Genomic DNA, 12,518 nt, shown 5'->3' on the forward strand with positions numbered 1-12,518 from the left:
AGGGGAGCGTAGTTACCCAAAGAATTTGGTGTTGCAGGTAGGCTGCAAACGAGCGAATCCCGATGAGCTTATTCAAGTAAGTGATTCGGGTAAGTGAGAGCAGCGAACACCCCTGCAACCTCAAGTAAGAAGGGTATATCGCTCCCCTTAGCTATTCTTAATACTGGAGTTGGGTGATAAGAATAGAATTTGTGAAAATAAGTACTTACTACAGGAGCAGTTTCACATGACTTTTGCACTGAATACAGCCCGATATTCACGTTGGTTAGCGCCATTACTGGCGTTACTGGTGGTGTTCCAATTGACCGCCTGCGGGGATAAAGAACCAGAACAACGTAAGGCTTTTATTGATTATCTGCAAAATACAGTGATGCGTAGTGGGATGAAACTGCCAACACTGAGCGAAGATCAAAAGCAGAAATTTGGCCCTTATGTCAGTGATTATGCGATTTTAGTCACTTTTTCACAGCAGCTTACCAAATCTGTTGATGCCAGCTTGAGCCCGGCGATTGCTCAAATCAATGAGATCCGCGTGGCGCAGGATTATCTCGCCAAGCGTGATGCATTACAGCAGTCCGCAGGTGCATTGAACTTGTTAGTGCAACAGATTCGTACGGCAAAAACACAAGCCGATAGTGCGGTTGCTGCATTGAAACAGCCTGATGATTTGAAAGTGGTATTTAATAAAGCTTTCGATAATATTGTGACTCAGCCAGCCAATGTGTTGATCCCAGCAGTGCCGGTGATTTCTGCTTTTGTGCAGGATCTGGCACAAGTTGGTGATTTCTTGCAGCAACAGGGAACGCAGGTCACTTTCAATAATGGCGGCGTTCAATTCCAGACCCCACAGCAAGCAGCGCTATATAACACGATGATGGCTAATTTAGTCGCCAAGTATCCGGCGATGATGACGGCACAGAAGAGTGTTGCGAGTGTCATGCAGTGATGGTTTTGGTTGATTTGATTTGATTTGATTTGATTTGATTTGATTTGGTTATCGGTTCGGCTGGTATTTGATAAGTGAATAAGTTCGGTTGTTAAAGCAACTGAGCTTACTTAACCTGCGATGAACCAACCGGCAAAGGGGCCATAAGCGTGGCCCCTTGTGCAATCCCGCGCTTGCGCGAAATATTGCCCTGCGGGTAAACCGTCAGCGTCTTTCGGGCTGACGAGCCAGCGCGATGGGCATCCCTGCCCAAGCGCGCTTTTCGCGGGCGTCCATGCCCGCTCACTCTACCCTCACTCCTTGTCGGCAATATTCCTGATTGCGCTCAAAGTCAAAACCATGGTTTTAGGTTTTGATGTTTAAAAGCACATTTGAGCTGCCGAGTGAAGAATGAAGCCAGGGAAATCCGCCATGGACGGCGGATTTAGGCGTCATGAGCAGGGATGCGAATAAAGCCGTCCCGCCAGCGTAATGATGAGCCGAGGGAACCTGCGCAGCAGGCAAGCGATACGTGCGTAAGCGCGGATTGTTAAGGCCCACGCTTATGGGCCTTAACTCGGTTGAGGCGACTGAGCTAAAATGACCTCTGAGCGTTTATCAACCGAAACAAGATCCGATCGTGAGCAATGATGAACTCATATCAACCAAAACCCGCTCCAATAGTATTCCCCCTTCCCCCCGTTATTTTATTACACATTTCTACCAAGAGTTGAGTCTGAGAGGTTATTAGCAGGGTGAATGTCTCATCTCCTCTCTACGAGCAAAAATAACTTGTGATTAACATCACATTTTCAAAACAAACTAACCCACACAAAATGTGATTTATATCACTATAATCAGGCTTTGTAGCTTAAAAATTCGTCGTCGTGGTTTTCTTACAGTCATTTAGTGTGATCTGCGTCAACAAATGCACCCCTGTAATAGGGGGGTTGATGTGACTTCCGTCACATAAATGCAGTGAGCTACGCGTGAATAAAGGAGCATGCTAGAGTTTGTTTTGCATACAGCGTGTTTGTATTCGATAACACCGGCGGGTTTTGCAGAACTGCCTCAACAAAACAATTATATCGCGCTCTTATTGTTAGCGCGTACCAATAGGGGTGTTTTATGTTTTCACCAGACGCAAAGGTCAGAATTCAAAATTTTGGCCGATTCCTCAGTAACATGGTTATGCCCAATATCGGGGCATTTATTGCCTGGGGTATTATCACCGCACTGTTTATTCCAACCGGCTGGCTGCCAAATGAAACGCTAGCCAAACTGGTTGGCCCAATGATCACCTACCTGTTACCACTGCTGATCGGTTTTACCGGTGGCCGTTTGGTGGGTGGTGATCGCGGTGGTGTGGTGGGTGCTATCACCACCATGGGGGTTATCGTTGGTGCGGATATGCCAATGTTCCTCGGTGCGATGATTGTGGGTCCGCTGGGTGGCTGGGCAATCAAACACTTTGACCGTTGGGTTGAAGGTAAAATCAAAAGCGGCTTTGAGATGCTGGTTAACAACTTCTCAGCCGGTATCATCGGGATGTTGTTGGCGATTCTCGCCTTTATGGCGATTGGTCCACTGGTAGAAGTGTTGTCCCACGTGTTGGCTAAAGGCGTGCATATCATGGTGCAGCTTAACCTGCTGCCATTAACGTCTATCTTCGTCGAACCAGCCAAAATCCTGTTCCTGAATAACGCGATTAACCACGGTATCTTCTCACCTCTGGGTATCCAGCAGGCGACTGAAACCGGTAAGTCTATCTTCTTCCTGATTGAAGCGAACCCAGGCCCAGGTATGGGTGTGTTGATGGCTTACATGTTCTTCGGTAGAGGTAACGCTAAGCAATCTGCTGGCGGCGCGGCTATCATCCACTTCTTCGGTGGTATCCACGAAATCTATTTCCCATACGTGCTGATGAACCCGCGCTTATTGCTGGCGGTTATTCTGGGCGGTATGACTGGTGTGTTCACTCTGACTGTGCTGAACGGCGGCCTGGTATCACCTGCGTCTCCTGGTTCTATCCTGGCAGTATTGGCGATGACACCTAAAGGTGCTTATTTTGCCAACATTGCTGCAGTTGCGGCTGCGTTTGCCGTCTCCTTCGTGGTATCGGCTATCTTGCTGAAAACCTCTAAAGTCAAAGACGACGAGGAAGACAGTCTGGAAGATGCAACTCGCCGTATACAAGATATGAAAGCGCAATCTAAAGGCGCACAAGCGGCGAATGCTGCCGCTGCCGCAGGCGACCTGACCACAGTACGTAAAATTATCGTAGCTTGTGATGCTGGTATGGGTTCTAGTGCGATGGGGGCCGGTGTGCTGCGTAAGAAAGTACAAGATGCGGGCTTGAGACATATCTCGGTGACTAACTGTGCTATCAACAACTTACCAGAAGATGTGGACTTGGTTATCACCCACCGTGATTTGACTGAGCGAGCCATGCGCCATGCGCCACAGGCACAACATATCTCGCTGACCAACTTCCTTGATAGCCAGTTGTACACCAACCTGACAGCACGTTTGGTGGAGGCGGCTAATACGACAGCAAGCACTCAGAAAGTGATTGAAACGCTGGACGATAGCTTTGAAGCCTCTGAAGCCAACTTATTCAAGCTGGGCGCGGAGAATATCTTCCTCAATCAACACGCAGCCACCAAAGAGCAAGCTATTCGCTTCGCTGGTGAGCAGTTGGTGAAGGGGGGTTATGTTGAGCCGGAATATGTTGAAGCGATGTTGGAACGTGAAAAACTGACCTCCACTTATCTGGGCGAATCTATCGCGGTACCACACGGTACCATTGAAGCGAAAGACCGTGTGTTGAAAACCGGTGTAGTATTCTGCCAATACCCTGACGGCGTGCGCTTTGGTGACGAAGAAGATGAAGTGGCGCGTTTGGTGATTGGTATCGCGGCCCGTAATAATGAGCACATTCATGTTATTACCAGCCTGACGAATGCGCTGGATGATGAGTCGGTGATTGAGCGCTTAAGTAAAACTACCAGCGTGCAGGAAGTATTGGACTTATTGGGTGGCAAAAAGTAACCCAGCAATAACTGAATAGGGCCGTTGGGAGAAAACGGCCCTTTTACAGCAAAAGGTAACGAATATGAAAGCATTACATTTTGGCGCAGGTAACATTGGCCGGGGCTTCATTGGTAAACTTCTTGCTGATGCCGGTGCGCAACTGACCTTCGCAGATGTTAACCAACCGCTGCTGGACGAACTGAATAAACGTAAAAGTTATCAGGTCAATGTGGTCGGTGAGCAGGCGCGGGTTGAAGAAGTCAAAAACGTGAGTGCAGTAAACAGCAGTAGCCCAGACGTGGTGGCGCTGATTGCTGATGCCGATATTGTCACCACCGCTGTTGGACCGCAGATTCTGGCACGTATTGCCGGCACCGTGGCACAAGGCTTAGTCGCTCGCCATCAACAAGGTAATACTCGCCCGCTGAATATTATCGCCTGTGAGAATATGGTGCGCGGTACCAGCCAGTTAAAACAGCATGTCTTCGCTGCGTTACCGGAAAGTGAACAAGCGTGGGTTGAGCAACATGTCGGTTTCGTCGATTCTGCGGTAGACCGTATTGTGCCGCCATCAGAAGCGGGCAGTACAGATATTCTGGCAGTGACGGTAGAGACCTTCAGTGAGTGGATTGTTGATGGTACCCAGTTCAAAGGGCAGCCACCGGAAATCGCGGGTATGGAGTTGACCGACAACCTGATGGCGTTTGTGGAGCGTAAACTCTTCACCCTGAACACCGGACATGCAATAACAGCCTATCTGGGGCAACTGGCAGGCCATCAAACCATTCGTGATGCTATCTTGGACCCGGCAGTACGCCAGACAGTGAAAGGCGCGATGGAAGAGAGTGGTGCGGTGCTGATTAAACGCTATGCTTTTGATCCACAAAAACATGCCGCTTATATCAATAAAATCATCTCCCGTTTTGAGAACCCTTACCTGCATGACGATGTTGAACGTGTTGGCCGTCAGCCACTGCGTAAACTGAGTGCCGGTGATCGATTGATCAAACCGCTATTGGGTACACTTGAGTATCAACTGCCACACACCAATCTGGTAACCGGTATTGCGGCGGCCATGAATTATCGCAGTGAGCAAGACCCACAAGCTCAGGAGTTGGTTGAATTACTGGCGAAATTGGGGCCGAAAGCTGCTTTGGCGCAAATTTCAGGCTTACCCGCTGATGGCGAGGTTGTCGAACAGGCGGTGAGTGTGTATAACGCCATGCAGGACAAGCTGGCGCACTGATTTTGTTATGAACAAAATGAGTTTGCGTTAGGTGATGTACCCTAAATAATTCGAGTTGCGGGAAGGCGGCAACTGAGTAAATCCCCAGGAGCTTACTCAAGTAAGTGACTGGGGTGAGCGAGGGCAGCCAACGCACATGCGGCTTGAAGTATGACGGGGATAAATACCGTGTCAGATTGCGCGGTATTTATCTTTTCGTAGCCCGATATTCTGAAACCACCTCAGTGACAAGCGATGATTGAAAAAACACAGGCATTTGAGAATCGGGTACTTGAGCATCTGAACGCAGGCAAGACCGTTCGGAGTTTCCTGATGGCTGCTGTCGAATTATTGGCAGAAGCGCTGAATATTCTCGTGGTGCAGGTTTTTCGTAAAGATGACTATGCGGTGAAATATGCTGTGGAACCATTGCTGGTTGGCGATGGGCCGCTTGGTGAGCTATCCGTGCGACTAAAGTTGGTTTATGCCTTGGGTGTGATCACCCGTCATGAATACGAAGATGCTGAGCTATTGATGGCGCTTCGTGAGGAGTTAAACCATGATGGCACCGAGTATCGCTTTACTGATGACGAAATCCTCGGGCCATTTGGTGAATTACATTGTGTGGCTGAATTGCCGCCAGTGCCCACTTTCCTGCGCCCGGATGAAGCAGACGCGTCGCTGATTGCCATGCAACGCCAGCGTTATCAGCAAATGGTGCGTTCCACCATGGTGCTCTCGATTACAGAATTGCTCTCCCGCATCAGCTTAAAACAGGTTTCCAAGCTGTCACCACTCGGCCATGCCTGAGTTACTGCAACACACTGAGCCATTCGTCAACTAACAGCCACAATGCTGTTATTGCCATCAAGCCCCCCATCACTCCATTGAATAATCGTAGTTTCCAGTTAACCCGTAACGCATGGCGTAACTGATCCCCCATCACCGCCCAAACGGCCACACAAGGCAGATTTAACAGAGCAAAGCCACTAACAATCAGCAGGGTATGGCTCAGCGTAGCACCTTCACGTGGTGTAAATAAGATGGCGACATTCATAGCCATCAGCCAAGCCTTTGGATTAATGGCCTGAAATAAAGCCCCCTGGATAAACCCCATCGGCTGCTGGTCATCTCTTGACTTCGGGCTACCGGAATTAAAAATCTTCCACGATAACCAGAATAAATATGCACATCCCAGCGTCACCAGTGGCAAGCGAATTACCCCCAGCCAACTGAGAATTAATGCCAACAATGTGGTCATTAATGCGCATTGCAACGCGCAACCAAAGGTAATCCCCAACATCATTGGGAAGGTGCGACGTAAGCCAAAATTGACACCAGATGCGGCTAATAACAGGTTATTTGGGCCTGGAGTGATCGACATAACGGTAACGTAACTGATAAAGGCACTGTCCAACATGGGCGGTAGGTCCTAATGATGTTATCAAGAGATTTAGCATGTACTCTAAATAATTCGAGTTGCAGGAAGGCGGCAAGTGAGTGAGTCCCGATGAGTTGACGCGAGTCAATGATTTGGGTGATCGAGCGCAGCCAACACACATGCAATTTGAAGTATGACGAGTATAAACAGCAATCCGCTATGGCGTCAGAAGCAGAAGTTATCTATTGTTGTGGGTACAGTTTGTATAAGATTTAACTGTACCCATTGAACCTGCGGAGAACTGTCACCATGCCCGTTGTTATGAATGAAATTCGCTACTTGCAAGTGGCTGACAATCTGGCACAGGCCATTAAGAAAGGCAGTTTGCTGGCGGGTAGCCGCCTGCCATCAGTGCGCGGTTACGCCAAAAACCATCAGGTGAGTATCAATACGGTGGTGGCGGCTTACCGTACGCTGGAGGATCGAGGCTTGATTGAGGCGCGTCCGCAGTCAGGGTTTTATGTCTGTAGTCCGTCAACGGCGGTGGTGCCAACAGCGACAGTCGGCAAACCGGTAAATGAGGTGCTGGATTTAATTGATACGGTATTTGCCGCACAACAAAACCCTCGCTTTACCAATATCTCGCTCGCCTGTCCACAAACGGCGGATTTTTACCCCAGCGCCAAGTTGGGCCGCATCATGGCATCACTGTTGCGTCGCGAGCCGCAGTTAATCAGCCAGTACGCGTTGCCACCAGGATGCCAGCGCCTGCGTCAGCAAATCGCCCGCCGCGCCATGACCCTCGGGATGCTGGCTAATCCGGCAGATATCACTATTACGCATGGTTGTATGGAGGCGTTGCAGTTAGCGTTGCGGGTCACCACCAAGCCGGGTGATTGTGTCGGGCTGGAATCGCCAACCTATTTCTATCTGATGCCATTACTTGCCAGTCTTGGCCTGAAAGCCGTGGAGATTCCAACCGATCCACAGCAAGGTTTATCGTTGGATGTGTTGGAGTTACTGCTTCAGGAGGGGCGGTTGAATGCATTGATCGCCATGCCAACGGTGCAGAACCCGTTAGGTTTTACGATGCCACTGGCGGCGAAAAAGCGCCTGGCACAGTTGATGAACGATCATCAGGTGCCACTGATAGAAGATGGCTTATATGCAGAAATACAATTCGGTTCTACCTTGTCCCCAGCGGTAAAAGCCTTTGACCGCGACGGTTGGGTGCTGTTCTGTTCCAGCTTCACCAAAACACTGGCCCCGGACTTCCGTATCGGCTGGATTGATGGTGGCCGCTTCGCTGAGGCATTACATAAGCTCAAAGCGGTGTCGTCGATGGCGGAACCGGCGTTATTATCAGAAACACTGGCACTGTTTCTGGAGTCTGGCGGTTATGACCACCACCTGCGCGGGCTACGCCGCCGTTATGCACAACAGGTACAACAGGCGCAGCAACTCATTGCACAGTACTTCCCTCGTGGGACCAAAGTGACCCAACCAGCAGGGGGTTTTGTTTTCTGGGTCGAGTTCCCTGCCAGTGTCGATACCGTGGCGCTATTTCATCAATTGCTACAAGAACAGATATGCCTGACCCCCGGTACGCTTTACTCGCCGAGTGGCCGCTATCGTAATGCTTTTCGCCTCTCGTGCTGTTATCCGTTCAACCACCACTATACCCAAGCTTTGGTCAGGCTCGGGGAGGTTGCTTGTGAAATTAGCAGCCTACCGGCCGGCATGCAGTGGCAACCAATACAGGAGGCTGCTGCTGAAAAGCACGCATCCTGATACACTCTCTATCTTGATGCACAATCAGTGCTATCCTATCCCCAACTTTAGCGAAATATCGTGCCCATCAGTGGCATGTACGGGCCAATACTATGAAAGAACATGCAGAAATCAAACGTCTAAGCGATATGCTGGATGCGTTGAACCACAAAGACCCTACCGTGATCCAACAGGGTAATATGGATTTGATCGCGCAGCATATGAAAGAAAAAGAGAAACTGGCGGCTGAAATTCAGCGCCTGAAAGAAGTGCGGGTTAAAAACCTGAGTGCTGAGGCACAAAAGCTAGCTCAACTGCCGTTCAGCCGTGCTATTACTAAAAAAGAGCAGGCGGATATGGGCACGCTGAAGAAAGCAGTACGCGGTATTGTGGTGGTACACCCAATGACTGCATTAGGCCGTGAGATGGGCTTGAAAGAAGTGACCGGCTACGCGAAAAAAGCGTTCTAATTGCGACTTTCGAAATAACCGGGTGTGTGGCATGGCTGCTACCCGGTTTGTTGTTGTAAATATGATCAATCAAACAGTTCTGAGTGAGTTCCCGCGCGAACAAAGATAATCTGGCTTATTTTACTGCTGTTACTTAATTTATAGATCAGTAAAAAATCTCCTCCGATATGGCATTCTCGGAAATTTTCCCAGTCTCCTTTAAGCGGATGGTCTAACCATTCGGCACCTAACGGCGTATCATTTGCAATAAGCAGTAACATGGCATGTTTGAGTCGATACATATCATAACGACCACTGCGGGACAGCTTTTCCCAGTCTTTAAGGAAGTCTTTGGTATAATCTGCCGTCCTTGGCATTGTCGTTCGTTTACTTACTGTTGTCTTTTTCAAGTTCAATAAATAACTCATCCGAAGTAGTAAAACGTGCGCTATGGGCTTGAACTATCTCTTCTGCTTCCTGCATCGCCGCACGAGTCTGGGGGTTCGGTACTTTCAATTCGAATGGAAATGCCTGATCAGCGACGACGCGATTTAAAAATAAACGCACGGCGTCGGAAACCGAAAGGCCCATTGCATTGAGTGCTGCTGTTGCCTGTTTTTTGACGTCATCATCAATACGGACATGCAACATTGTGGTGTGTGTAGCCATTTTTGCCTCCTCATCAATAAACTGAGTTTGTATCTCAAGTGAGATACAGTCAAGTTTATCAATAAAGATCGGCATATTTTGCTATTCAATAACCTCTATCATTAGGTATTCCCTAATAACCGCCGGTTAAAATCCTCGATCTTTCCTTGCGAAAGACGCGTTAGCATAGTTTTACTCCAACTGGTGGATAATCCTGATACAGCCAACAAGCGGTGATACTGTTCTTTATCGAAAGGCATATGCCAGGCGATGGCAATCGCTTCTGCCACCGAGATATCACTGGTACGCGCCAACAGCTCTAATGCATGGCCCTCACTAACAATACCGGTGGAAATTACGCGATACAGCCAGCCGCAATAGCCGGTCTGCTGCATCAGTGCCGACATCTCCTCGATAGCGAAATGGAAGTTGAGCTTGTAACAAGGTGAACGCGGTTGAGTCACCTGAATGATTGCCCCTCCCCAGCGGTAGATATCCCCCATATAGACATTTTGTTCCGTCATGCCGAGGGTTGAGATATTTTCGCCATAGGCTGGAGCAGAGAAAATATCTTCCTGTGCAGGGAATCGCTCTATCCAGTGGGAGTAGTGTTCTCGTGGATAATGGCATAAGGCGCGGTCCGGCCCGCCGTGAAAGCGGGTTTCGGCTTGTTCATCCCCTTCCAATCCCAGCGTCGTGAGCATGATGCCACCCTGAACCTGGCGTTTACCAATCGCGCTCGGGGAACTGCCGTTATAAGGCTCGATTTTACCGATATAAACCTGAGGATACTTCATCTGCTCTCCTTGTCTGCGTTTGGAAGGGAGAATCAGAATACCCTGCCTGACCGCAGGGTTCCAAGGTAAAAGAGGTTATCGATAGGATTGAGCGAAACGATGAGATAGGCAGGAGTAACCGCATTGGCTACTCCTGCCGGGTATCGCGGTTTAGCGGATAATCAGAAGGTTTCCCAATTATCGTGCTGAGTGGTGCGACTGCTTTCTGTGCCAGAGCGAGGTGTTGGGGTACTTTTAGGTGCCACGGATGCGCCGACGTTTTTCTGTACCGATTCTGCCTCTGCATCGGATAGGCGGAACACGGCAACGGCCTGTGCCAGTAAAATGGCCTGTTCAGCCAGTGAGTCAGCGGCGGCGGCAGACTCTTCCACTAAGGCAGCATTCTGCTGAGTGGTGCTGTCCATTTCAGAGATGGCTTGGCTAACCTGTGTGATGCCACGGCTCTGCTCATCGGATGCTGAGGCGATTTCCGCCATAATATCGCGCACATGGGTCACTGAGCGGACAATATTCTCCATCGTTTGCCCGGCATTTTGCACCAACGTGGTTCCAGCATTTACCTGAGTCACTGACTCGCCAATCAAGCCTTCAATTTCTTTCGCCGCTTGTGCACTGCGTTGTGCCAAATTGCGAACTTCGCTGGCGACAACGGCAAAACCACGGCCTTGCTCGCCGGCGCGGGCGGCTTCAACCGCAGCATTCAAGGCCAAGATATTGGTCTGGAAAGCAATACTGTTAATGACTGAAGTAATCTCAGAGATACGTTTGGAGCTACCGGAGATATCGTTCATGGTGCGCACCACATCGTTAACCAGCTTACCGCCCTGCTGTGCGGTTTGTGATGCCTCGGTTGCCAGTTGATTAGCATGGTGGGCGTTATCGGCATTCTGCTTAACTGTGGCATTCAACTGCTCCATGCTGGCAGCGGTTTCCTCTACAGCCGCAGCCTGCTGTTCGGTGCGGGAAGATAAATCGGTATTACCGGCAGCAATTTCGCCGGAGGCATGAGACACCTGACTGACACCAATGCGGATCTCATCAATCATGGCGCGCAGGTTTTCATTCATTCGGGCGACGGCATTCATCAACAGGCCCAACTCATCGGTACGGTTTGATGTTGTCGCCGCAGTTAAATCACCGGTAGCAATGCGCTCTGCCATCGCCAGGGTGGTGCGCAGTGGTACCGTGATCTGGCGGGTCATGCGCCATGAAATCAATAGACCAAACAGCAGTGCGGCAATGGCAGCAATAGTTAACTGCAATTGCGCATTATTGATTTCTGCGTGGGTTCCTTGCAGTTCTTGGGTGAACAGATGGGTGGCCAGTTTATTCAATTCGTTGGCATTAGATTCCATCACTTTACCGGCCTCCAGCTCTTGCTGATAAGCCGGTAAATAGGCCAGTACGTTATCTTTATAGGTACTCAGGCTGGAGATAACCGGAGCCAGCAGCTTTTGCTGTTCGGCCGATAGCACCGGCATAAAAGCATTTGCGGCACTATTGGCGATATTGATTGAGGTAATCAGCGAGGACTCTGCATCCTGGTTGCGATCCAGCAATAAGCCGCGTGCGTTGTAGCGTACGGTCATCAACTTCTGGTTCATCTCTGCTAGCAGGATTTGGGTATGGGTATCTGCCCCTTCATTAAGTAGGCTTTGTTGCAGCTCGTTGAGGTTCTTCTGGGTTTCAGAAATATTCCAGCTTTTGCGCACATCATCTTTATGGGCCACGGCATTGACGAAGTTACTCTGCTGCTGCAGATACTCCTCTACCACATCGGAAATACTGCTAATGGTTTTGCGGTTATCTGCCGACCAGCTAAGACTTTCGCTCTGGGTCAGAAGATTTTTTATATTATTGATATGTTGAGAATTTTCTTTGATGTATTGCAGGGAGTAGGTACGTTCATATAATGCACGATTATATTTTGCCTGATTGGATTCATCGTTAACTTTGTAACTCAGGTCAACTTTATAAGCATGATCTTCAATCACGGAGAAATGATAAGCGGTGGTACCGGCGATGATCCCGACCAGCAACAACATCAGGAAAAAGCTTAATCCCAGCTTTTTACCGACTTTCATATTTTCAAAGCTGCCAAAAACGTTGCTAAATACTGCCATGTTCTTCTCCGTTATGCGGTGTCTCTGATGCAAATCAATCAGCGTAGGTGAGTTTGGGGAGGTCTAGTTATTAGAAGATTTTGGGGAGTTGGTGGTATGTGGGATAGCCTTGGCAAGAGTACTTTTCCCAAACGATATACCCGTCATACTTCAAGTTGCATGTGCGT

General features: G+C 49.3%; 12 protein-coding genes. 6 read left to right on the top strand and 6 right to left on the bottom strand.

The annotated features are described in order from the left end of the window. The first annotated feature begins 226 nt into the window (after positions 1–226). A complete protein-coding gene (locus V1956_RS02465; protein ID WP_083161480.1) occupies positions 227–946 on the top strand; it encodes a DUF3053 domain-containing protein in 720 nt (239 codons plus the stop codon). A 106-nt stretch (positions 947–1,052) separates the two neighbouring features. Here V1956_RS02465 and V1956_RS02470 read toward each other — a convergent pair whose 3' ends face one another. Further along, positions 1,053–1,232 carry a hypothetical protein gene (locus V1956_RS02470; protein ID WP_049558539.1) on the bottom strand — a complete coding sequence of 60 codons (180 nt, stop codon included), beginning with the start codon at positions 1,230–1,232 and terminating at the stop codon, positions 1,053–1,055. Positions 1,233–2,053: 821 nt separating this feature from the next. Here V1956_RS02470 and V1956_RS02475 point away from each other — a divergent pair. The 3 genes from V1956_RS02475 (at position 2,054) to V1956_RS02485 (ending at position 5,993) form a co-directional block, all read left to right on the top strand. Beyond that, on the top strand, positions 2,054–3,976 hold the full coding sequence (locus tag V1956_RS02475; protein ID WP_372560220.1) for a PTS mannitol transporter subunit IICBA: 1,923 nt from the start codon (positions 2,054–2,056) through the stop codon (positions 3,974–3,976). A gap of 64 nt (positions 3,977–4,040) precedes the next feature. Next, positions 4,041–5,204 (top strand): mannitol-1-phosphate 5-dehydrogenase, encoded by a 1,164-nt coding sequence (locus V1956_RS02480; protein WP_420074496.1) that lies wholly within the window; start codon positions 4,041–4,043, stop codon positions 5,202–5,204. A gap of 234 nt (positions 5,205–5,438) precedes the next feature. Continuing rightward, the gene (locus V1956_RS02485; protein ID WP_005186837.1) at positions 5,439–5,993 is read left to right on the top strand and encodes an MltR family transcriptional regulator; all 555 of its coding nucleotides are present in this window, start codon (positions 5,439–5,441) and stop codon (positions 5,991–5,993) included. Position 5,994: 1 nt separating this feature from the next. Here the strand turns inward: V1956_RS02485 and V1956_RS02490 are convergent, their stop codons facing one another. Next, positions 5,995–6,603, bottom strand: coding sequence for a LysE family translocator (locus V1956_RS02490; protein WP_372560222.1), 609 nt, complete (start codon positions 6,601–6,603; stop codon positions 5,995–5,997). A 270-nt stretch (positions 6,604–6,873) separates the two neighbouring features. On the opposite strand from V1956_RS02490, the gene V1956_RS02495 reads away from it, so the two are divergent. Both V1956_RS02495 and V1956_RS02500 read left to right on the top strand, forming a co-directional pair. Then, on the top strand, positions 6,874–8,355 hold the full coding sequence (locus tag V1956_RS02495) for an aminotransferase-like domain-containing protein (protein WP_420071151.1): 1,482 nt from the start codon (positions 6,874–6,876) through the stop codon (positions 8,353–8,355). Between the two features lie 92 nt (positions 8,356–8,447). Next, positions 8,448–8,804: a YibL family ribosome-associated protein gene (locus V1956_RS02500; protein ID WP_075337794.1), complete on the top strand. Its 357-nt coding sequence runs from the start codon at positions 8,448–8,450 to the stop codon at positions 8,802–8,804. A gap of 65 nt (positions 8,805–8,869) precedes the next feature. Here V1956_RS02500 and V1956_RS02505 read toward each other — a convergent pair whose 3' ends face one another. From V1956_RS02505 to V1956_RS02520, 4 genes are all read right to left on the bottom strand, one after another. After that, positions 8,870–9,193, bottom strand: coding sequence for a type II toxin-antitoxin system YafQ family toxin (locus V1956_RS02505; RefSeq protein WP_420071150.1), 324 nt, complete (start codon positions 9,191–9,193; stop codon positions 8,870–8,872). Next, a complete protein-coding gene (locus tag V1956_RS02510) occupies positions 9,171–9,452 on the bottom strand; it encodes a type II toxin-antitoxin system RelB/DinJ family antitoxin (RefSeq protein WP_032906763.1) in 282 nt (93 codons plus the stop codon). Before V1956_RS02510 ends, V1956_RS02505 begins: the two co-directional genes overlap by 23 nt. Before the next feature lie 101 nt (positions 9,453–9,553). After that, positions 9,554–10,228: a 6-hydroxyaminopurine reductase gene (gene yiiM / locus V1956_RS02515; RefSeq protein WP_372560225.1), complete on the bottom strand. Its 675-nt coding sequence runs from the start codon at positions 10,226–10,228 to the stop codon at positions 9,554–9,556. A gap of 161 nt (positions 10,229–10,389) precedes the next feature. Then, positions 10,390–12,351 (bottom strand): methyl-accepting chemotaxis protein, encoded by a 1,962-nt coding sequence (locus V1956_RS02520; RefSeq protein WP_420074494.1) that lies wholly within the window; start codon positions 12,349–12,351, stop codon positions 10,390–10,392. Positions 12,352–12,518 lie beyond the last annotated feature (167 nt).

The organism is Yersinia sp. 2540 StPb PI, from assembly GCF_052217165.1.
GTDB lineage: Bacteria > Pseudomonadota > Gammaproteobacteria > Enterobacterales > Enterobacteriaceae > Yersinia > Yersinia enterocolitica_E.